The sequence below is a fragment of the Roseibium porphyridii genome (genome assembly GCF_026191725.2).
GTDB classification, from domain to species: domain Bacteria; phylum Pseudomonadota; class Alphaproteobacteria; order Rhizobiales; family Stappiaceae; genus Roseibium; species Roseibium porphyridii.
Window position 1 is genome coordinate 1,955,463 of the sequence record NZ_CP120863.1, and the last position, 19,856, is coordinate 1,975,318.

Below are 19,856 nucleotides of genomic sequence, written 5' to 3' on the forward strand. Positions count from 1 at the left end.
CGGCTCAGATTCTGATTTCGTTATTTTTGCTGAATATGTTTGCGCGTTTGGGATCGAACCCGATGTTGATTGTGTCGCCATTTTTGATGTTTGCCTGTCCGTCCATTCGCACCCACAGGGTATGGTCCAGTGCATTGACGCGTGCGAGGGTGTCGGATCCGAGGGGTTCGACGAGTTCGACGGATGCGTTCATGCGCACGGGGGCGTTTTGTGCGGCATCGCCTGAGCTCATGTGTTCGGGTCGAATGCCGAACCATGCAGGTTCCGGGGCGGGGCTGGTTTCCTTGAACTGATAGTCGTTCAAGGGGACGGTGAGTGTGCCGTTTGTGAAGCTGTAAGCTCCGCCCTCGGCTTTGAGTTCACCCTTGAAGAAGTTCATGGTGGGCGATCCGATGAACTCGGCCACGTATTTGCTGGCCGGGCGATTGTAGATCTCGTTGGGCGATGCCAGCTGCAGAATGCGTCCGCCGCGCATGATGGCGATCCGGTCGGCCAGGGTCATGGCTTCGATCTGGTCATGGGTAACGTAGATCATGGTGTTCTTCAGCTTCTGGTGCAGCTGCTTGATCTCGACCCTGAGGTCGGCCCTGAGCTTTGCGTCCAGGTTTGAGAGCGGTTCGTCGAAGAGGAAGACATCGGCATCGCGCACCAGGGCCCGGCCGATGGCCGCCCGCTGTCGCTGGCCGCCGGACAGGGCCGCGGGCTTGCGGTTGAGCAGGGGCTCGATCTGCAGCACCTTGGCGGCGCGGTTGACCCGTTCCTCGATTTCCGCCTTCGGCAGGCCTGCATTCTTCAGGCCGAAGCTGAGATTGCCGGCAACGGTCATCTGGGGGTAGAGGGCATAGGACTGGAACACCATGCCGATGCCGCGCTTTGAGGGCTCTTCCCAGGTGACGTTCTTGTCGCCGATGAAGATCTGGCCGCCGGTGACATCGAGCAGGCCTGCGATGCAGTTGAGCAAGGTGGACTTGCCGCAGCCCGAGGACCCGAGCAGGACCAGGAATTCGCCCTTGCCGATCTCCAGGTTGAGATCCTTCAGCACGTCCAGGTGTCCGAAGCTTAAGGCGAGGTTCTTGACGGAGATACTTGTTTCCATTGTTTTCTCGTTAGCCTTTGACCGCTCCGGCGGCGATGCCGCGGACGAAGAGTTTGCCGGAGATGAAGTAGATGGTGAGGGGAACAAGGCCTGTGAGAATGGTGGCGGCCATGTTGACGTTGTATTCCTTCACCCCCTGGGTCGAGTTGACGATGTTGTTGAGCTGCACCGTCATCGGATAAAGGTCCGGCTTTGTGTAGATGACGCCGAACAGGAAGTCGTTCCAGATGCCGGTGACCTGCAGGATCATGGCGACGACGAAGATGGGCAGGCTCATGGGGACCATGATGCGGAAATAGATGCCCCAGAAGCCAGCGCCGTCGACGCGGGCGGCCTTGAAGAGTTCCTGCGGTACGGAGGCAAAATAGTTGCGGAAGAGCAGGGTCAGGATCGGCATGCCGAAGATGGTGTGCACGATGACCAGGCCTGTGAGACTGCCGTAAAGACCGACCTCGCGCAGCATGATGACGATCGGATAGATCATGACCTGATAGGGAATGAAGGCCCCGACGATCAGGATGGTGAAGAAGGTCTCCGAGCCCTTGAAGCGCCAGTTGGCGAGCGCATAGCCGTTGATCGAGGCGATGATGATCGACAGGATCACGGACGGAATGAGAATGCGCACGGAGTTGAAGAAGCCGCGCGACAGGCCGTCACAATTGAGGCCGGTACAGGCTTCGGCCCAGGCCTTGACCCAGGGCTGGAAGGTAACCTCGACCGGGGGCGAGAAGATGTTGCCGAGACGGATCTCGGGCATGCCCTTGAGGGAGGTGACGACCATCACGTAAAGGGGCAGCAGATAGTAGAGCGAGACGACGATCAGCGTGCCGTAGATCATGATGTTGCGGCGGGACAGGACGCGCCGGGGTTTTGGACCTGAGGGGCCGGAAAGATATGCAGTATCAGCCACGGCGCTTGCCTCCGAATTCGAGATAGGCCCAGGGAATGACGATGATGGCAACGGTGAGCAGCATCATGGTGGAGGCGGCAAAGCCCTGTCCGAGGTTCTGGGACAGGAACATGGCGTCATAGACGTATTTGGCCGGCACTTCTGAGGAGATGCCGGGTCCGCCGCCGGTCTGGGCGACGACCAGGTCATAGACCTTGATGATGCCGGAGGCGACCAGCACGATGGCGGTGATGAAGATGCCGCGCATCATCGGGATGACGATGAAGATATAGGTCTTCCACATGGGGATGCCGTCAATCTTGGCGGCCTTCCAGATGTCCTCGTCAATGCCGCGCAACCCGGCCAGCATGAGGCACATGATGAGGCCGGTACCCTGCCACAGTCCGGCAATCAGAATGCCGTAGATGACGATGTCGGGATTGTAGAGCGGGTCGAAGGCAAAGCTCTCCCAGCCCAGGCTGCGCACGACATGCTGGATGCCGAAATCCGGATTGAGGATCCACTGCCAGGCAAGACCCGTGACGATGAAGCTGAGCGCGAAGGGATAGAGCAGGATGGTGCGGAAGGTGTCCTCAAAGCGGATCTTCTGATCGAGCAGGGCGGCCAGAATGAAGCCGATGAGGAGGGAGAAGACGAGGGAGAAGCCGCCATAGATGGCCAGGTTCTCGATCGAGATCAGCCACTTGTTGCTGCTCCACAGGCGTTCATACTGGCCAAAGCCGATAAACTTCTCCCGTGGCAGCAGCTTGGAATTGGTGAAGGAGTAGAGAACCGTCCAGGCGGTTCCGCCGATAAAGACCACCAGGGCGGTGACAATCATCGGAATTGCCGCCACCTTGGCACTCAAGTTGCGGTGCCATCTGGCTGGGCCTGAGGGTGCGGCCATGCCTGTCTTCCTTGTCCCGTAAAAGCCTGCTTGCAGTGTTCCAGAATTCCCTGCGCGCAGAAACTGCGCGCAGGGCTGGAGGACGCCGGTTCCGTCAAGCCCTGTTGAGGGAACCGGCGGAGCCCGTTGTGCGGATCAGTCGGCGTTGGCGACGATCGAGGCGAACAGCTTCTGAGCGTCTTCAGCCGACATGGACGGGTTGTTGAAGAACTCGACGAACAGGTCGTTGACCTGCTGGTTGCTGTCAGCAGACATCAACTGGTCGGTGCCCGGAATGATGTTGCCCTTGGCCAGGATCTCCAGGCCCTTGCGCATGCAGTCATTGGCAGCCGACAGATCGACATCGCCGCGCACCGGCAGGGAACCCTTCTTCAGGTTGAAGGCAACCTGTGTCTCCGGGGAGATCATGACCTTGGCGAGTTCAGCCTGGGCCGCGGAGATCTCCGGATCGTCCACCTGCGGGAAGTAGAAGGCATCGCCGCCGGTCTGGATCACTTCATTGACGCCAAGGCCCGGCAGGCAGGTGTAGTCCTTGCCGGCGACCTGGTTGGCCACCTGGAACTCACCCTGGGCCCAGTCGCCCATGATCTGGCCGCCGGCCTTGCCGGTGATGACCATGTTCGTGGCATCGTTCCAGTTTTGAACGTTGGAATCCTTGGCCATGTCGCGGGCTGTTGCCGCGGCCTCAAAGACCTTGGCCAGTTCCGGACCGCCAGCAAGGTCGGCATCCTTGTCGCCGAACACCTTGGTGTAGGTCTCCGGACCTGCGAGCGCAGTCAGAAGGGTCTGGAAGGCGAGGGTGGTCTGCCAGGGCTGCTGGCCCATGGCGAGCGGCACGACGCCGGCTTCCTGCAGCTTGGGCGCAGCGGCGACAAACTCGTCCCAGTTGGTCGGCACGGCCAGGCCGTTGTCTTCAAAAACGGCATTGTTGATCCACAGCCATTGCGGCGAGTGAATGTTGACCGGCACGCAGTAGATCTTGCCGTCAAGCGTGCAGCTGTCGAGCAGGCTGGAAGGACGCACGATCTCCGCCCAGTTGCCTTCCGCCGCCACATCGCTGAGGTCGCGCATCAGGCCGGCTTCCACAAGCTCTTCTGCCTGACGGCCGTGGTTGAACTGCGTCGCGCCCATCGGATCGCCGCCCGTGATGCGGCTGATCATGATCGGACGCGCCGTGCCGCCGGATCCGGCAATCGCACCATCAACCCACTTGTTGCCCGTCGCGTCAAACGCCTTCGCAAACTCTGCAACAGCTGCAGCCTCACCACCTGATGTCCACCAGTGCGTAACTTCCAAATCCGTCGCGTGGACGGCAGTCGCCGCGCACAGTGCGGTGGTTGCTGCAAATACAGCGTGTAGTGCTTTCATAGTCTCCTCCCAGATTTCTGATTGTTTATCGATAAACCTAAAGTCAGTTGGGAGTCAAATTCTGATATTGAAACCTTTTAAGTGTCAGAAAAATATATTGAAAAAGAATAATTTGTATTTTTCTTGTCAAGAATGACAAAAATGATAAGACAATTAGGGACAACGTTACCATTCGGAGTTTCGAGTGACTGTGTCCGTCAAAAAATGCCCGGCAAGTGCAATCGATGCATATGGATACCAGCACGCAGTTCCAATTCGGCGTGTATCTGATCCGTTCGGCAAACGGCCTTGCAGAAACTAGAGTCCAGTTTCAAACAGAAAGATCAAGCAATGCAATATCTGCATACGATGCTCAGAGTTAGCGACCTTGAAAAGTCCATGGCGTTCTTTGAGCTTCTTGGTTTCAAGGAAACCGCCCGATACGACGAGCCTGAAGCACGCTTCACGATTGTCATGATGGCACCTCCTGGAGGGGAGGACACGCCTGTTGAACTGACCTGGAATTATGACCCAGAGGATTTGGGGGAAGCGCGGTTCTTCGGTCACCTCGCCTATCAGGTCGATGACATCTATAGAACTTGCGAAGACCTTCAGGCAGCAGGTGTCACCATCAACCGTCCGCCGCGCGATGGCCGAATGGCCTTTGTGCGCACACCGGACAACCAATCGATCGAGTTCCTGCAAAAAGGTGACCCGCTTGAGGCGCGAGAACCCTGGGCGTCCATGGAAAACACAGGAAAGTGGTGATAACCAGGAAACCAAGGCTGGGTTTCCAACGCGTCGAGGCTACGCTATTGCAGTAGCCTCGAGCATGATTAGGGTGTCAACTCTCCAGTGCTTTTCAGTGCACCAGCCATGGTCGGTGTTTACTCCGACCTGGCTTGGAGAGGTGCTGAAATCTGATGAACCTGCCCCTGTTTCAGGTTCTGGTTCTTGCTGCCCTGGCCATCCGTCCAGTCGTCTGGATTTGCCATTGCCGCTGCCGCAATCAATGCGGTCGCCAGGACGATGCCCAGGAGAATAGCCTGGAGGAGTGGGCGGGCTTCACTCAGTTCGTGTTTGTGCGAAGCAACTCTGCGTTTGCTCTGGTTCTGAACGCGAGACATGATCAACCAGTTTTCTTGGTGATGGGATAGTGTTGGTTTTACCGGCTCTGCTCAGCCCGGTTCGAGGCTTCCGTCAATTCGTCGAAGACACGTCTGCCGAGCAGTTGCGTCAAGGTGACCATGGCGAGAAACGCCGCAAACGGAAGACCGATACCTGGCTCAAGCAGCAAGGTTGTCCCGAGCAAAAGGACCGTTGCCAAGAGAAACAGTAAGGCGAGCGGTAAACCCGCTCCCGACAGTCTCTTTGTTTGTGTTTTTTGAACCGGCATCACGGCCTCCATCACTTTGGATGGTCGCAATCTGATTGAAAATTGCGCCGCGACGCAGTCCTGAATCGGACTGAGGCCGTATGATTTCATGACAATTTTGCGGCAAATTCGAACGGTTTAAAACTCCGTTCAACGACCCGTTGTGCAGAGCGGCTGGATAATCGGTTTCGTTGCAAATCTCTATTTGCTGCCAGCCAGAAGAGCACCTGATTCTGGTGCTCGACTGGAGAACTTGTGCGAACGATCAGTTCTTGTTTTGCAAGCTTACCGTCAGCTCCAGCTCTACTTGAAACTCTGGTGCGGCAAGCGCGGCAACGCCGATGCCGGTCAGGCTGGGCTTGGCCCCGTTGAAGAAATCAAGGATTGGCGGAAACACCTCATCCAATCGTTCAGGCGTCAAGTCGGTCACATAACAGCGCGCCATGGCAATGTCCGTTGCTTCGGCGCCAAGCGCCTGCAAGGCGGCTCCAGCATTTTCTGCAACGATGGCCGCTTGCTCCCGCAGGTTTTCGGGAACAGGTGACCCATCTGCCGGCAGCGCAACCTGACCGGAAACGAATGCCAGCTTTCCGGTTTCAACAATGGAGATCTGGGAGTAGCCGATGGCCGTTGCGTCCGGCAATGAGGGCGGGTTCATTCTTTTGATCGTTTGTGTCATGGTTCACTTCATTCGTCTGATTTAACAATTCGATGATTTAGAAAAACACTACAAATGTAGAGATTTTGTGGCAATGAAAAAAACGGACCGCCGAATGCTGATTTTGGATGCTGTCATTACGCTCCTCGCGGAAAGGGGCTTGGATGGCGTTACCCATCGTGCAGTCGACGAAGTTGCGAAGATTCCCCAAGGATCAACATCCTATTACTATCGAAGGAAGCCGGACCTTCTGAACGCGGCTTGCGAATACCTTGCGGAATTGCTCGAAAAGGACTGCGATGAGCTTCAAGTCGGTTTTTCCGAAAGGGCCGCAAGCGAAGGCGTCGATGCGGCGGTTGAATATGTGGCTGAGGAACTCGCAGATTATACCGATGGCGCCAGGCATTTGTTCCTGGCGCGCCTGGAATTGACTCTCGCAGCTGCGCGACAGGATTACCTTGCAGGTGCAGGCGAAAAGCTGGCTCAAGCGGCAAGAAGACCCATCGCATTTTTTCTGAAACTCATCTCAGGCGGCAGGACGGATGTACCGATCGAGACATGTGCGGGGCTTATCGATGGCATCTCTCTCATGTACGCCACCAACCAGGGCCCGAAACCGTCCAAGGAGCAAATAGCCTCCATATTCCGGACAGTCCTCGGTGAAAAGTGAACCTCAGCACGATCAAAGACCAGTCTGAATTCAATCGTCGGGCAGTTCTTTGATCGGGAAGTTTCAACAAGTGAAACCAGTGTTCTTGGTAAACAACTTGTTTATTTCAATTTTAGAAATAGATATATTTGTAAATAGTATCCCTAATTCTACTTATCTTTTTGGATTTTATGGCAAGGTTTTAGTCTTTGTTTGTATTTGTCACACATACTCATCGTCACGGGAGAGCTTGCTAAAAACAGGTCAAGAGTGAAATGACGATGAATGCGGCACAGGGCGCACTCGCAGAGACTTCGACAGCTTCAAAAGCTGAACCGGTAAAGGCTCCGGCGCTTGATGCAGACGGTCCGGCGCTCGCGCTTGCAGGCCTTCAGTTTTTCATAGCGGACATCAGCAAAAAGACACTGATTTGGCATGAAATCGGTTCCCAGAGCTTCAACAGTGAAGTGATGGACCTCCAGGAAGCGCCATCGAACCAGGCGTTGCGGCATTTGTCGCCGGAAGATCGGAAGACCATCTTGCATCTTGTACAAGGTGCGATCAGAGACGGACAGGCAGGTCCGTTTGATGTGGGCGGTGGTCCCGACCATCGCATTCCAGGCATTCCAATCGTTGCGTATCGCTATGAGTTGCCGGATGGAAAGATCCTGGCAATCTGTTTTCCTTCAATCGGACAAAGCGACGACAATCCCGGCCGGATCGCACTTGGCTTGGCGCCAATACTCCAGCACTTCGTTGCATCATCCACGCGTGTGGTGCTGCTGGTCGACAATTTCGGCTATGTGCGATTTGCCAGCGATGGCTTTTTGAAGAGTTTTCAAATTGACGATGCTCGACTGATCCTCGGACGCAATATCGCCCACATACAAAACAGGGTCGGCAGGACGATCGTTTCACTGTCACTCGCTTCACTGACGCGGCGTGCGAGCGCGACAGGCCGGGGCAAGTTTCTGCTTGCCAGCAACGAGAGCCTGGAGCTGAAATACGATGCCATGTATTTTCGGGTCGGCGGAACTGTGGGTGGAGTGCTCTTTTCAGCCGGTCATGCCGGTGGCGATGTCGATTTCACAAAAGTCTTTGAAATCTGTAGTGCTCCAATGCTGGTGATCAACACCAAGACCCGTATGATCATTGCAGCGAACAACGCGGCCATGAAAATCTACCATCTGACGTCAGATGCCATCGACAATCGACCGATTACCGAGACTCTGCTTCATGCCAATGATTACCAGGCATTGATCGGATCCGCCAAACAGGGCTCGGACGTACCTCTGTCGGTTTCGGTGAATATCCTCAACGGCCAAACCAAGAAGAAACGCTTCAAGTGTGCGCTGATTGATGAGACCACAAATGAGCCAAAACTGATCCTGGAAACGAGAAGCTGAGGATCGTTTAGTTCGTCTTCTCAGGCGGTTTCCGTTTCAGCTCAACGCGAACCCACATTTCATCCTTGGGCCCATTGCGTTCAAGGCGTGGGCCGGTGAACCCCAAAGTAGACCCATAAGCGACAAACTCAGGCAGTGTCCCGCGGATCTCTACGGTTCTGACCTTTCGTTTACCGAACAGATAGTCTGCTTCCAATCGCAAGGTGAGTTTCTTGTCTTGCGAGACGACGCCGCGAAAATTCGCAAAGGGATTGCGATCGTCCTGACGGGAAGCACCGGCAAGGTTGGTCCAATCCAGCAGAAAAAACTGGCCATCGCGAAACCGGAGATCGGCCGAAGACAAGTGAGTTCTCGCATTGACCTGATAGGGGTCTTCCGGGTGAGGGTTGAAGCGATGCACCTGGAGCTGCCATAGGCCATCCAGCACCTTCGGCGTTTCCTCAAATACCTTGATCAGCTGCAAAAGTGCTGTCTGGTCAACGTAGCCGGTTTCCTCGATTTTCGTCGCAATCTGAAACTCGCGCAGGGCTGATCGCGACTTTGCACCAAAGACGCCGTCTTCGGTGCCAGCGTCGTGACCGAGCATGTTCAGGGCTGTTTGAATTTTCTTATATCCCTCAACGCCCAAGCTCAGGCTCTGCTCGATCACGTCCGGTGCTGTACTGGCGACTGTCAGGGGCGCGCCCGTTCGGCTTGCCTCGCTCATGCGATCCAAAAGCGTCTGTGCTGATACGGTCAGTTCCGTCTGCTCTTGTGAGGCTCTGCTCGAACCGGATGTTTTCTCCTGCTGCAATTCCTTCAAAAGGCTGTCTGCGACATCTGAAGCGGCGGTTTTCGGGAACTGCTCAAGAATAGTCCGGTAGCCGATAACCGTATTGTTCCTGACGGCCTCCTTGAGTGCGAGGGTGGCTGCAGCTTCCCGCTCAACATCGTTGTCATAGGTAACCACAGGGGCGACCAAAGCGCTGTTGTGAAAGAAGTAGAACTCTGATGACATGGAAGCGACGACTTCGGGCCGCTGTTGATGCCCGGTGGCCTCAAGCACATCACGCGTGACCCGTTTCAGCATCGTCGAGACTTCAATATTCGGAGTGACAATGTGCTTTGCGAGCGCTGTCGTGAAGGGAGAATTGTGGGTGTCGCCATCCAGCGCGACTTCATTCGGTTTCGTCGCAAACGCAACGAGAGAATTGGCAGTTTGCTCTGGGACCGCCAGGCCACGGCTTAGGCCAAGCGCACGCGCTCGCCCGGCAAGCTTCTGTCTCAGATTGTCGGCAAACGGATTGTTTCTGCAGGCATCGATGAATACAAGGCTCAATGGCACGTGTGTTTCCATCATGCCAATGATCTCGTTGAGGTTCTTGCCGCTCGTGACAACATCCTGCTGGTCTATGATGGCTGCGTCCGTCGCAAGCAGGAAGTTCTCTTCGCGAAACTGCATTCCGTGGCCTGCATAATAGAACATGCCAGTCGAGGCGGATTGCAGATCCGTTTCGAATTTTCTCAAAGCAGCAGTGAATTTTTCAAAGCCTGCGTCTCTGACCAGATGCACACGAAATCCGAGATCCGTCAGTTTGTCCGCGATCAGGGTTGCATCGTTGATGGGGTTGCTCAATTGAGTTGCGTGGCGATAGCTGGCATTTCCGATCACGAGCGCGACACGGTCGCTTGCTGCCAAAGACGCGACAGGCTGCCAGAGCATGCCCAGGACCAATAGGAAAAGCAGTGTTGGTTTTTGCATTGAGCCCCCGTTCGATGCACCGGACCGGAAGATGCCATTTCTTCGTCCTCAAAGAGATCATGGGACGGTGCGGCGTGACCCGTCAAGGCATGGCAGACGCTGCGTCAGCGGCACGGCGTTTCGTTATCTTGGGAACGACAGGCAAAGACTGCCAAAAACCGCAGCTTGAAACGCAAGGGCTTTTCCTTGGTCAGCGTCAGAGAATTGGCTCATGGGTCTTGTCATCCTCGGTCAGCGGTTTTAGGGTCCGCGCGCTGTTATTCCCGTTTCCCCCTGGAGGACATTATGGGCTTTCTTGCTGACGCATTGGCGCGTGTTCAACCTTCTGCGACCATCGCCGTCACCAACAAGGCGCGCGAGCTTAAAGCCGCAGGCCGCGATGTGATCGGTCTCGGTGCTGGCGAGCCGGATTTCGACACGCCGGAAAACATCAAGGCGGCGGCCATCACGGCAATCAACGAAGGCAAGACCAAATACACGGCTGTGGACGGTATTCCGGAGTTGAAGGCGGCTATTGTCGACAAATTCAAGCGGGAAAACGGCCTTGACTATGAGACCAACCAGATCACCGTCGGAACCGGCGGCAAGCAGGTACTCTATAATGCCCTGATTGCGACCTTGAACCCTGGTGACGAGGTCGTCATTCCGACGCCTTACTGGGTCAGTTATCCTGATATGGTGCTTTTGGCAGGTGGTGAGCCGGTGATCGTGGAGGCTGATAAATCAACCTTCAAGATCACACCTGAAGCTCTCGATGCCGCAATCACTTCGCGCACGAAATGGCTTATCTTCAACTCTCCGTCCAACCCGTCAGGCGCTGCCTATACGAAGGCTGAGTTGCAGGCGCTTTGCGATGTGCTGGTCAAGCATCCTCAAGTGTGGATCATGACCGACGACATGTATGAGCACCTGGTCTATGACGATTTCCAGTTCACCACGCCGGCACAAGTAGAGCCTTCACTTTATGATCGCACCCTGACGGTCAATGGTGTCTCCAAGGCCTATGCCATGACCGGTTGGCGCATCGGCTATGCCGGCGGCCCGGCCGAGCTCATCAAGGCAATGGCAAAGGTGCAGTCGCAATCGACATCAAACCCCTGCTCGATCGCCCAGTGGGCTGCGGTGGAAGCACTGAGCGGTACACAGGATTTCATTCCGAAAAACAATGAAGTCTTCAAGGCTCGGCGTGATCTTGTCGTTTCCATGCTCAATCAGGCCAACGGCATCAACTGTCCGGTTCCGGAAGGCGCATTTTACGTATTCCCGTCTTGCGCGGGAACAATCGGGCGTACGGCTCCGTCCGGCAAAGTCATTGAGACGGATGCAGACTTCGTCACTGAACTCCTGGAGAGCGAAGGTGTTGCAGTTGTTCATGGCTCGGCGTTTGGTCTTGGTCCGAACTTCAGAATTTCCTATGCAACGTCTACGGAAGCGCTTGAAGAAGCCTGTACGCGTATTCAGCGGTTCTGTGGCAACCTGAAATAGTCATGTTGCCGATAGGCGCATGACGGATAAAGGAGCGGCTTTTGCCGCTCTTTTTTTTGATTGGATCAGGTCCCGCCTTTGTCGGTGTTTCGGAACAACAACCAGCCGGCCAGAAACGCGATGAGATCACCAAGAACGGTCACAAGCCGAAACAGAGCGGCTGCCAAAAGTGCGGTGTCTTGCATTTGCAGGCTGCTGAGAAGTGCAAAGAGGGTTGCTTCGCGCGTTCCCAGACCTCCCGGGGAGCCGGGTGTCAGATACCCAACAAGCCAAGCGAGGATTGCACTGCCGGCGAGGGCAGCCACCGGTGCAGGGGAGAGCATTAAAAAAATTGCCGCAAATACTGTGCCGAGAAGTCCCATGAACAAGACAGACAGACCAAGACTGAAGGACAGATCCAACAGGACGGGCCGCAACTTCAGGCCTAAACGGTCTGAGAGGCCGACCGCAATCGCACTTGAGGCAAGAATTGCAAAACTTCCCAACCACCAAAGCCAAATTGGAATGAAGGGAAGGACCGCGCCAAGCTGGCCTGCACAACCCAGGATCATGATTGCCACGATGGCACCTGAGGGAATGATCGCCATTTCAAGCAAGGTTGCCTGAACGATATGACCGTCTTTCAGACCGTTGCCGCGAACATAGAGCCCGCGACCGATCAGATGAGCAACATTGCCTGGGAGATATTTGGCAACCTGTGTGATCAGAAATGAAGCGTAGGCCAGCTTCCGGTGAAGTGTACCGAATAGCTTCAAGATCCAATGCCAGCATTCTGCCAGAAGCAGCAGGCCAAGCGCGTAAATGAGAGCAAGGCTGAACAGGAGCGCTACATCTTGGCCTGTTGGGCGCCACCCGGAAATTCCGGACCAATGCTTGCGCAACTCGAATGCAAGAAAAATCAATGCTGCCAGAAGTACAAAGCGTCCCACCCAAACAGCGAGCTTCTTCATATTTGCTCGTTTGGCCAAGGCAGTCATTTCTTGCTCCGGCAGCGTCCTCACGGATTTAGACCTCTATGTCTTTGCCGTGCGTTTCGGTGAAAATGTCAACAAGGTGGTCTCGTCCGGATAGGGGAGCGAAGGCGTCAAACCTGCAAGATGCCGAGCAACCAGACCGGAGGCGGCAATCGACTGCCGGTAACGTTTGCGCTTCGAGTTGTCGAAGACAATCAAACCATCTGGTTTCAGGCGAGAGACTGCATGTTCCAGACATGCGCCGCGTGCACGACCGTCAATGACGATGAGGTCAAAGGCTTCGTCCTGATCGAGGATCGATTTGGCATAGTCCTCGAATGACAATCCATTGTGACCGGGTTTGACCGAAAGGTACCGTGAGTCCGTTTTTGCTTGCACTTTCAAGGGCTCAATGAGGATGTGCGAAAGGTTTGTTGCGCTGTTGGCCATGGCAAGCCGTGTTTGGACCAGAGAGTGCCAGCCGGCGTCGTGTTCTACACTGACCACGGTTCCAGCTCGCTTGGCCAGCCAAACGGTACTGGCGCCGGATCCATATTCAAAAACCCTTGCTTTTGGCCTCGAAGCGAGGAAAGCCTCGGTTTCGTCGATTGCCCTGTAGGTCCACCAAGGCACATCGAGGTCGATCAGGCCGTCGATATCGTGAATGGCAAACAGACTTCTGAGCCAGTGGGCGAACCGATGTTTCTTTGCCGAAGACTGCAGCCAGGACAGCAGCCCGGTGGCTCGGGCAAGTGGGTGCACAGCGCGGACGGCGCCGACATAGAGTTGTTTGGCACTAGGCATTGGTGTGATGGCCTTGGATAACGTCAATGTCCGATCCTCGGCGGACGGCAGATCCGCTCAGTGTCAGCGTCTGAAAAGTCTTTCTGGCCAGTCAGGTGCCGGCATTCTTCCATGCTCCAGAAGGGTTTGCTCTGAGGTGCCATCTGGAAGCCGCGAAGCTGGGCGACGGTGCTGGCGGACACGGCAATTCCGATCAGGAAGGCGGCAATCAGTGCGCCCTTCAAAAACACTCCGGACTTGCCTTGGGCGAACAGTTTTGCAATCGCAGATGCTCCCAGGAGCGCCAGAAGCGCGAGCAAAGGCCAAAGATCGACCCGATAGCGCAGCGTTATGGTTCCGTAGGCCAGGGTCAGTCCGGCGATTGCGAACCCGCCAGCCAATGGTATGGCCATGCGACGCCAGACCTGTCCGCCGGCCGCAGGTGCACTCACGGCAAACAGTATCCAGAGCGGCCAAAGAAACACCATGCCGACATAAGGACTTTCAACGCGAATAAAGCCGAGGTTTTGCGCCAGCGTCGATCTGACCGATGCGTGAAACGCTTTGCTGACTGCCTGGAGCTGACCCGTTACGGCGGGAATGTCGAACAGATAGATCGTCGCGTTGTGCGGAATACGCTTGATATTGAACTTGCCGTGGTCTTTGAACGCCTGCGCTCTTTCGCTGTCGGTGTCCTCAGCACCCCAGTAGACAAATCCGTATTGAACGTCGCTTTGGGAGAAGCTGCCATGGGTCTCGGTGGGAGATCCGAAGCGGGCCGCGTTCAGGCCGAGGTAACCTGCACCGCCTGCACCCATAATTGCCAGAGCGATCACAATCCGCAGAATATGCATGCGCAGCGACATCCAGGCGAGCAAGCCAAGGGAAAGTATTGTTGCGAAATAGAGCCCGATTGCAACGTTTGGCCTGGCGTGTAGTGCCAGCGCCGCAAGTGCTGCGCAGGGTAGGGCTGTTTTCCAGAGAGGCCATTCGCCAAAGGCGACGTTGGCCCAAATCAATATGAAGAGGCTTGTTGCTGCAAACGCCAAGGCAATGGGTTCGTGATAAAAGGACGTGCTTGCGCACAGCAAAAATCCCGGTGACCCGAACCAGATCGCTATGCCGAGCATTCGGCTGAGCGTGAGGCCTCGACTGCCGAGTTGTTCCAATGCTCCTGACGTTGCCTTGTGGAACGCCGCGTGAAGACCGAGTGTTCCGAGGCAGGACCATAACCAGATTGCCAGCGGTGCGAGAGAATAGGTCTCAAACGGCCAGATCCAACCAAAGACAAAACGGGGTATCAGCGGACCGACGCCATGGTAGAGATAGGCAATCCCGTCCGGGGTATAGTGTCCTTCAAATTGTGCCACGCGCGCAGGCAGGTCCATTCGCCCGTCCAAAAGCGCAAGAAAGTATTCGTCGTAGAGGTTTTGCCCGAGCGGAAAACCGTCAACGCTTTTCAGCAAACCAGTCGCCAGCAATGCGTAAAGGACCATGCCGATGGCGATCAGGTCCCATGACTTTCTTAGCGGCATTGGGTTGGCAGACCCGGTGATTTCACTGGATATCGTCATCGCGCTGGCCACTGGATTGAAGTTGCGGGTTGGCCGGCGGCGGCTGGGTATCTTGTTCCAGACGGCGGAGGCGCTGAAGAACAGATTCCGTCAATCGACGATTTGTTGCCAACGCATCGCTCAGGAACGCGATGACGACCGTGATATAGCCCGCCAGGAGAAACATGCTGCCCAGAACGAGCGACTGAATTCTGCCGTCACCATCGCCAATAGCGTAAAAATAGAGAAACCTCACAACCGGCAGAAGACCGATTGTAATCATCAAGATGCCTGCCCAGAGAAAAGCACTGAGCGAACGGTACATGAAATAGCTGCGCAGGATCGTTACGAGCTGCTTTTGCAAGAACCGAATGGTGGATTTTGCCAGCCGCGATGGGCGGGTTGTCGGGTTTGTCGACACTGGAACGGACACCACTTTCAGTCCGTGCTGGCCGGCGTGGATCAGCGTCTCGGTGGTATAGCTGAATCTGGTCATGACATTGATCGTAAGGGCCGCATCGCGTGAATAGGCTCTGAAGCCTGAGACCGCATCGCTTACATCAACTTGAGCGAGACTGCGTACCACATGCGTCCCGAACTTTTGCAGTTGTCGTTTCGCCCAGGAGAATTCACGATTTTCACCGGGGTTGCGGTCGCCAATCGCGATATCTGCTCGATTTTCGACGATGGGTCTTACCAGGTCGGGGATGGATGCGCCTGAATACTGATTGTCACCGTCCGTGTTGACGATGATATCTGCTCCGAGATTGAGGGCGGATTCGATGCCGGACTGGAAGCTTCTCGCCAACCCCTTGTTGTGACCGTTTTGTATGATGTGGTCGACACCGCAGGCGATCGCTGTATCGACTGTGTTGTCGGTGGAGCCGTCGTCAATGACCTGGATTTCGACTTTGTCGATACCTGGAATGGATCTGGGTATTTCCGCAACAACAAGTGGAAGCGTTTTTTCTTCGTTGAAGCACGGAATTTGAACGATCAGTTTCATGAACGACACTATGCAAACATCTGACAAACGGTCTTGAGTTTCCCTGCTAATGTTCCAAGCCAGAAAAACCCCCTCCTAAGCATCGTTACAATTAGATATTACAGTTTAAGAAATGGATAACTTTGGTAATTTTAAATAATCGATAGTCTTCTGATTTTTTCTTCGTGTTTTATAAATAAATTTCAAATTTATATTTCGAAAATTCTTGCCTATCGCCTGTTTTGACGATGTCGGATCACGTCCTTCAAGCTTCTTTCAAGTGTAGGTCAAGAATTGAAGGCTACAGGTGACAGCCCAGCAGGCAGCATCGACCAAGTTTGACCACTTGGGATGCTGGCGGTGCATTGTACTGCCCAGCAATTGTCCTGCGGTTGAAAGGCAGGAAAGCAGGCTATTCCACTTGTGATGGGGTACGACTTTTGCGTGTTTAAAATTTTGCCGCGATTTTGACTTGATGCCGACCCATATGGTGACGATGGCCAGGCTTCTCTTCCTGAGAGCCTGCCGGCATTCAATACCAGGAGTTTCAGAATGCGTTTTTCTAGATTTGGTTTTGCTGTGGCCGCTGTTCTTTGTGCAGGAACGGCTCTGGCCTCCGAGAACACGCCAACTGTCGAAATTGGGACACTTAATTGTCTGGTGGAGGGAGAGCACAATTTCATCGTTGGTTCTTCAGCTACGCTCGGCTGTAGCTTCAAACCTGCCGATGGCGGAACGGTCGAATACTACAAGGGTAAAGTGCGGGACTATGGCCTCGATATCGGAACTACCAAGGAAGCCAACCTTGTTTGGGGCGTCCTAGCACCCTCTGCGGATCGCAAGCCGGGCTTGTTGGCGGGGACCTATGGCGGTTTGACCGCAGGCGCGAGCCTGGGGGCAGGCATCAAAGCCAATGCTCTTATCGGGGGGCTTGACCGGTCAATTGCGCTGAATCCCTTCAGCCTGGAAAGTCAAACGGGCACCAATTTGACCATCGGTGTCAGCAAGATGACGCTCGAACCCATAAACTGAACCGAAAGGCGAAGCCCGTTTCCGACTGGAACGGGCTTTGCGCTCACTTGTCTTACCAATTTTCGTTTGGCCGGTTACCTGTTCTGGCAGCTCTCGTTTGCCCCTGCGCAAGGGTTCGATGAGACATCCGGACGGGTGTTGGCGCGGTTGATCTGATCCGTTCTGTTCAGCCGGTTTGCACCTTCGATCTGTTGACGGGTCGAGAACCCCGACTGCTGCCTGTTCCTGTTTTGGTTCAGCTGTTGCTGCGCTGAAGGCAGCAGGGACGAACCGGACTGTGGCAAGCCGCGAAGCTGGTTGTTCTGTGCGTTCGCTGTTCCCGCGAGAAGCGTGGCAACTAGCACTACCGTTGCTGCAGTCATCCGGGTCATGATGCTTGTTCCTGATTGTGACCAAGGTAAGGGCTTACCGAGTGTATCGCTTGTCAGCCGACGTCTGATGAATGAACACGGTCTCGCTTGTCAGCCTGGTCATTGGCATCCGCCCAGCAGACACAGCCGACGGGCATAATATTTGCACAGTTCCGAAGTTCATAGTCCTGCTGTTAGCGCCAGACTAATGCATATGTGGGGACCTGATTGTGCGTTTTCCAGTAGAATGGCGGACCGAGAACCATCCGAATTGTTGCGCTGCGTCAATAATTCTCCTTGCGTTCAGCTCCTTTTCGGCGCGACGATGAATGACCGCCCCCGGTCGATGTGCCTTTCAGTTGGGGCTTGGTGCTTAAGAGTACCGGGTTTTTGGGCCTTCGATCCCATCCGGGCGAGACGCGGCGGGCCCGCGTCCAACCGAACCGGCCTTGCCGCGTAGTTTTAGGGGCTCCCCCCTCAAACACGAGAGGCATATTATGGCAATCGGAACAAACGGAAGAGGAAACGCCGCCGGCACTACGCCGCGCTGTATTGCACTAGTTGGTCCGTTCGGCAGTGGCAAAACCAGCTTGCTGGAAGCCCTTCTCGCGCGAACCGACAAGGTTGCGCGTCAAGGGTCAATCACGGATGGCAACACGGTCGGCGACGCTTCGCCGGAAGCACGTGCGCATGGGATGAGCGTTGAAATAAATGTCGCCGATGCAGACTATCTGGGCGACCGCTTCGTCTTTGTTGACTGTCCGGGGTCAGTTGAATTCCTGAGCGAGATGGACGGAGCCCTAAGCGGAGCCGATATGGCCATCGTCGTCGCGGAGGATGACGAACGCAAGGTTCCGGCCTTGCAACTCATCCTGAAAGCTCTTGAAGCCCGCGCCATTCCGCGGGTTTTGTTTTTGAATAAGATCGACAAAAGTACCCGTCGGGTGAGAGATGTGCTCAACGTGTTGCAGCCGGCCTCGGCAGTTCCGCTGGTGCTTCGACAGATACCTATCTGGGAAGACGGGCACGCGACAGGGTTTATCGATCTGGCGCTTGAAAGGGCCCATGTCTATCACGAGAAGGAACCAAGTACGCAGATCGACATGTCCGATGAGGATCTGGCGCGTGAACATGAAGCGCGTTTCACGATGTTGGAGCATCTGGCAGACCACGATGACGACCTCATGGAAGCCCTGCTGGAAGACATTGCACCGGATCGCGAGCAGATTTTTGCCGATCTCGTCAATGAAATGCAGGATGGTCTTATCTGTCCTGTCTTCTTCGGGTCAGCCGAACATGGAAATGGTGTCAGCAAGCTGCTGAAGGCGCTTCGTCATGAAGTTCCGGTTGTCGATCGGCTGAGGGAACGCGTTCTGGACGGCGACAAAAAAGCGGCCCTGCAGGTGATCAAAACGCTGCACACACAACATGGCGGGAAACTCTCCATAGCGCGCATTCTGGACGGTCAGCTTTCCGACGGCGACAGCCTGTTTCTCAATGGTGAAACAGAAATCAAGGTGTCTGGTCTTTTCAACGTTTTCGGCCAACATGCCGCCAAGATCGCAACCGCTGGCAAAGGAGATCTGGTTGCCCTTGGCCGGCTTGAACATGTCCAGACGGGCGACCTTATTGCCTTCGAGGCAGGCAAAATCGCAGCCAAGCCGGCTGATGAGAGACGCAGTCCGGTACTTGCAACAGCAATTGCAGCGGCGCAGCGCAAAGATGAGGTTAGATTGTCGACCGCACTGACAAAGCTTGCCGAGGAAGATCCGTCGCTCACGATCAGTCAGAACCAGACAACAGCAGAAACACTGTTGGCAGGACAGGGTGAGATGCATTTACGGGTTGCCCAGGAAAGGTTGGCCGGAAAATACGGCTTGGACATAGCTGCCCATGCGCCGCATGTACCTTACGCCGAGACGATCCGGACCAGCACAAAGGTGCGTGGCCGGCACAAGAAGCAATCTGGAGGGCACGGCCAGTTCGGTGATGTCGTGCTCGAGATCGCACCTTTGCCAAGGGGCGAGGGTCTTCAATTCAGCGATACGATCACCGGTGGCGTTGTTCCCAAACAGTATATTCCTTCAGTGCGGGACGGTGTCATGGATGCGCTCGGACAAGGTCCGCTTGGCTTCCCGGTGGTTGATGTTTCCATCTGCCTGACGGATGGGTCCTATCATTCCGTCGACAGTTCGGACCAGGCATTCAAGATGGCGGGTATCCTTGCCATTCGTGAAGGACTTAAAGACTGCAAACCGGTGTTGCTCGAGCCGATCCACAAAGTGACGATTGCCTGTCCGAACGACGCGACTGCCCGAGTGAATGCGATTGTCTCGGCCAGACGCGGTCAACTGCTCGGGTTCGACGCCAGGCCGGACTGGCCAGGCTGGGACGAGGTTCAGGCCCTGATGCCCGAAGCAGAGATCAGCGATCTGATCGTCGAGCTGCGGTCTGCAACGGCAGGGGTTGCCAGCTATATGTCGGCGTTCGACCATCTGGCGGAACTTTCCGGCAAGGCGGCAGATCAGGCTCTGCAGCGGTCAGGCAAGCAGGCTGCCTGATGCGGGAATAGCGACTGAGTGAGAGGGCAACTTTCCCTCTCATTCTTTTCAACTGGTTGTCGGGAGAATGCAGCTACCACTTTGCT

The 19,856-nt window shown here is 55.3% G+C and carries 19 protein-coding genes; 6 read left to right on the plus strand and 13 right to left on the minus strand.

Features of this window, described 5'->3' with window-relative positions:
• Positions 1 to 4 precede the first annotated feature (4 nt).
• The 4 genes from K1718_RS09050 to K1718_RS09065 form a co-directional block, all read right to left on the minus strand.
• On the minus strand, positions 5 to 1,096 hold the full coding sequence (locus tag K1718_RS09050; protein ID WP_265680013.1) for an ABC transporter ATP-binding protein: 1,092 nt from the start codon (positions 1,094 to 1,096) through the stop codon (positions 5 to 7).
• Between the two features lie 10 nt (positions 1,097 to 1,106).
• Positions 1,107 to 1,934, minus strand: coding sequence for a carbohydrate ABC transporter permease (locus K1718_RS09055; protein WP_209006944.1), 828 nt, complete (start codon positions 1,932 to 1,934; stop codon positions 1,107 to 1,109).
• Positions 1,935 to 1,998: 64 nt separating this feature from the next.
• Entirely contained in the window at positions 1,999 to 2,892 is an 894-nt protein-coding gene (locus tag K1718_RS09060; RefSeq protein ID WP_152499000.1) for a carbohydrate ABC transporter permease, read from the minus strand.
• Between the two features lie 135 nt (positions 2,893 to 3,027).
• On the minus strand, positions 3,028 to 4,260 hold the full coding sequence (locus tag K1718_RS09065; protein WP_152498999.1) for an ABC transporter substrate-binding protein: 1,233 nt from the start codon (positions 4,258 to 4,260) through the stop codon (positions 3,028 to 3,030).
• A gap of 330 nt (positions 4,261 to 4,590) precedes the next feature.
• On the opposite strand from K1718_RS09065, the gene K1718_RS09070 reads away from it, so the two are divergent.
• On the plus strand, positions 4,591 to 5,007 hold the full coding sequence (locus K1718_RS09070) for a VOC family protein (RefSeq protein WP_152500620.1): 417 nt from the start codon (positions 4,591 to 4,593) through the stop codon (positions 5,005 to 5,007).
• 119 nt (positions 5,008 to 5,126) lie between these two features.
• Here the strand turns inward: K1718_RS09070 and K1718_RS09075 are convergent, their stop codons facing one another.
• From K1718_RS09075 to K1718_RS09085, 3 genes are all read right to left on the minus strand, one after another.
• Positions 5,127 to 5,366, minus strand: a complete 240-nt coding sequence (locus tag K1718_RS09075) for a hypothetical protein (protein ID WP_152500621.1) — start codon at positions 5,364 to 5,366, stop codon at positions 5,127 to 5,129.
• 38 nt (positions 5,367 to 5,404) lie between these two features.
• Positions 5,405 to 5,635: a hypothetical protein gene (locus K1718_RS09080; protein ID WP_152500622.1), complete on the minus strand. Its 231-nt coding sequence runs from the start codon at positions 5,633 to 5,635 to the stop codon at positions 5,405 to 5,407.
• A gap of 244 nt (positions 5,636 to 5,879) precedes the next feature.
• The gene (locus K1718_RS09085; RefSeq protein ID WP_152500623.1) at positions 5,880 to 6,293 is read right to left on the minus strand and encodes a RidA family protein; all 414 of its coding nucleotides are present in this window, start codon (positions 6,291 to 6,293) and stop codon (positions 5,880 to 5,882) included.
• 73 nt (positions 6,294 to 6,366) lie between these two features.
• Here K1718_RS09085 and K1718_RS09090 point away from each other — a divergent pair, with 73 nt between their 5' ends.
• Both K1718_RS09090 and K1718_RS09095 read left to right on the plus strand, forming a co-directional pair.
• Positions 6,367 to 6,942, plus strand: coding sequence for a TetR/AcrR family transcriptional regulator (locus tag K1718_RS09090; RefSeq protein ID WP_152500624.1), 576 nt, complete (start codon positions 6,367 to 6,369; stop codon positions 6,940 to 6,942).
• Between the two features lie 254 nt (positions 6,943 to 7,196).
• Positions 7,197 to 8,327: a hypothetical protein gene (locus tag K1718_RS09095; protein ID WP_152500625.1), complete on the plus strand. Its 1,131-nt coding sequence runs from the start codon at positions 7,197 to 7,199 to the stop codon at positions 8,325 to 8,327.
• Positions 8,328 to 8,334: 7 nt separating this feature from the next.
• Here K1718_RS09095 and K1718_RS09100 read toward each other — a convergent pair whose 3' ends face one another.
• Complete coding sequence (locus tag K1718_RS09100) at positions 8,335 to 10,068, minus strand: caspase family protein (RefSeq protein ID WP_265683960.1); 1,734 nt, start codon at positions 10,066 to 10,068, stop codon at positions 8,335 to 8,337.
• A gap of 285 nt (positions 10,069 to 10,353) precedes the next feature.
• Here K1718_RS09100 and K1718_RS09105 point away from each other — a divergent pair, with 285 nt between their 5' ends.
• Entirely contained in the window at positions 10,354 to 11,553 is a 1,200-nt protein-coding gene (locus K1718_RS09105; RefSeq protein WP_265683963.1) for a pyridoxal phosphate-dependent aminotransferase, read from the plus strand.
• Between the two features lie 65 nt (positions 11,554 to 11,618).
• Here K1718_RS09105 and K1718_RS09110 read toward each other — a convergent pair whose 3' ends face one another.
• The 4 genes from K1718_RS09110 to K1718_RS09125 are packed head-to-tail and all read right to left on the minus strand — an operon-like array spanning position 11,619 to position 15,848.
• Positions 11,619 to 12,530 (minus strand): hypothetical protein, encoded by a 912-nt coding sequence (locus tag K1718_RS09110; RefSeq protein ID WP_265683968.1) that lies wholly within the window; start codon positions 12,528 to 12,530, stop codon positions 11,619 to 11,621.
• Between the two features lie 36 nt (positions 12,531 to 12,566).
• Positions 12,567 to 13,337 carry a class I SAM-dependent methyltransferase gene (locus K1718_RS09115; RefSeq protein ID WP_265683970.1) on the minus strand — a complete coding sequence of 257 codons (771 nt, stop codon included), beginning with the start codon at positions 13,335 to 13,337 and terminating at the stop codon, positions 12,567 to 12,569.
• Positions 13,334 to 14,863 carry a hypothetical protein gene (locus tag K1718_RS09120; RefSeq protein ID WP_265683971.1) on the minus strand — a complete coding sequence of 510 codons (1,530 nt, stop codon included), beginning with the start codon at positions 14,861 to 14,863 and terminating at the stop codon, positions 13,334 to 13,336. Before K1718_RS09120 ends, K1718_RS09115 begins: the two co-directional genes overlap by 4 nt.
• Positions 14,847 to 15,848 carry a glycosyltransferase family 2 protein gene (locus tag K1718_RS09125; protein ID WP_265683973.1) on the minus strand — a complete coding sequence of 334 codons (1,002 nt, stop codon included), beginning with the start codon at positions 15,846 to 15,848 and terminating at the stop codon, positions 14,847 to 14,849. The genes K1718_RS09120 and K1718_RS09125 overlap by 17 nt, the downstream gene beginning before the upstream one ends.
• Positions 15,849 to 16,379: 531 nt before the next feature.
• Between K1718_RS09125 and K1718_RS09130 the strand changes: the two genes are divergently transcribed.
• On the plus strand, positions 16,380 to 16,859 hold the full coding sequence (locus tag K1718_RS09130; protein ID WP_265683974.1) for a DUF992 domain-containing protein: 480 nt from the start codon (positions 16,380 to 16,382) through the stop codon (positions 16,857 to 16,859).
• A 74-nt stretch (positions 16,860 to 16,933) separates the two neighbouring features.
• Here the strand turns inward: K1718_RS09130 and K1718_RS09135 are convergent, their stop codons facing one another.
• The gene (locus K1718_RS09135) at positions 16,934 to 17,230 is read right to left on the minus strand and encodes a hypothetical protein (protein WP_152500632.1); all 297 of its coding nucleotides are present in this window, start codon (positions 17,228 to 17,230) and stop codon (positions 16,934 to 16,936) included.
• Between the two features lie 476 nt (positions 17,231 to 17,706).
• On the opposite strand from K1718_RS09135, the gene K1718_RS09140 reads away from it, so the two are divergent.
• On the plus strand, positions 17,707 to 19,770 hold the full coding sequence (locus K1718_RS09140; RefSeq protein WP_265683976.1) for an elongation factor G: 2,064 nt from the start codon (positions 17,707 to 17,709) through the stop codon (positions 19,768 to 19,770).
• Positions 19,771 to 19,856: the final 86 nt, after the last annotated feature.

What these genes read in the sequence shown, in the direction of transcription:
- K1718_RS09050 (WP_265680013.1), bottom strand. Translation starts at nt 1,096, where the DNA reads ATGGAAACAAGTATCTCCGTCAAGAACCTCGCCTTAAGCTTCGGACAC.
- K1718_RS09130 (WP_265683974.1), top strand. Translation starts at nt 16,380, where the DNA reads ATGCGTTTTTCTAGATTTGGTTTTGCTGTGGCCGCTGTTCTTTGTGCA.
- K1718_RS09125 (WP_265683973.1), bottom strand. Translation starts at nt 15,848, where the DNA reads ATGAAACTGATCGTTCAAATTCCGTGCTTCAACGAAGAAAAAACGCTT.
- K1718_RS09110 (WP_265683968.1), bottom strand. Translation starts at nt 12,530, where the DNA reads ATGACTGCCTTGGCCAAACGAGCAAATATGAAGAAGCTCGCTGTTTGG.
- K1718_RS09135 (WP_152500632.1), bottom strand. Translation starts at nt 17,230, where the DNA reads ATGACCCGGATGACTGCAGCAACGGTAGTGCTAGTTGCCACGCTTCTC.
- K1718_RS09120 (WP_265683971.1), bottom strand. Translation starts at nt 14,863, where the DNA reads ATGACGATATCCAGTGAAATCACCGGGTCTGCCAACCCAATGCCGCTA.
- K1718_RS09085 (WP_152500623.1), bottom strand. Translation starts at nt 6,293, where the DNA reads ATGACACAAACGATCAAAAGAATGAACCCGCCCTCATTGCCGGACGCA.
- K1718_RS09055 (WP_209006944.1), bottom strand. Translation starts at nt 1,934, where the DNA reads ATGATCTACGGCACGCTGATCGTCGTCTCGCTCTACTATCTGCTGCCC.
- K1718_RS09140 (WP_265683976.1), top strand. Translation starts at nt 17,707, where the DNA reads ATGGCAATCGGAACAAACGGAAGAGGAAACGCCGCCGGCACTACGCCG.
- K1718_RS09090 (WP_152500624.1), top strand. Translation starts at nt 6,367, where the DNA reads ATGAAAAAAACGGACCGCCGAATGCTGATTTTGGATGCTGTCATTACG.
- K1718_RS09075 (WP_152500621.1), bottom strand. Translation starts at nt 5,366, where the DNA reads ATGTCTCGCGTTCAGAACCAGAGCAAACGCAGAGTTGCTTCGCACAAA.
- K1718_RS09060 (WP_152499000.1), bottom strand. Translation starts at nt 2,892, where the DNA reads ATGGCCGCACCCTCAGGCCCAGCCAGATGGCACCGCAACTTGAGTGCC.
- K1718_RS09070 (WP_152500620.1), top strand. Translation starts at nt 4,591, where the DNA reads ATGCAATATCTGCATACGATGCTCAGAGTTAGCGACCTTGAAAAGTCC.
- K1718_RS09105 (WP_265683963.1), top strand. Translation starts at nt 10,354, where the DNA reads ATGGGCTTTCTTGCTGACGCATTGGCGCGTGTTCAACCTTCTGCGACC.
- K1718_RS09065 (WP_152498999.1), bottom strand. Translation starts at nt 4,260, where the DNA reads ATGAAAGCACTACACGCTGTATTTGCAGCAACCACCGCACTGTGCGCG.
- K1718_RS09080 (WP_152500622.1), bottom strand. Translation starts at nt 5,635, where the DNA reads ATGCCGGTTCAAAAAACACAAACAAAGAGACTGTCGGGAGCGGGTTTA.
- K1718_RS09095 (WP_152500625.1), top strand. Translation starts at nt 7,197, where the DNA reads ATGACGATGAATGCGGCACAGGGCGCACTCGCAGAGACTTCGACAGCT.
- K1718_RS09100 (WP_265683960.1), bottom strand. Translation starts at nt 10,068, where the DNA reads ATGCAAAAACCAACACTGCTTTTCCTATTGGTCCTGGGCATGCTCTGG.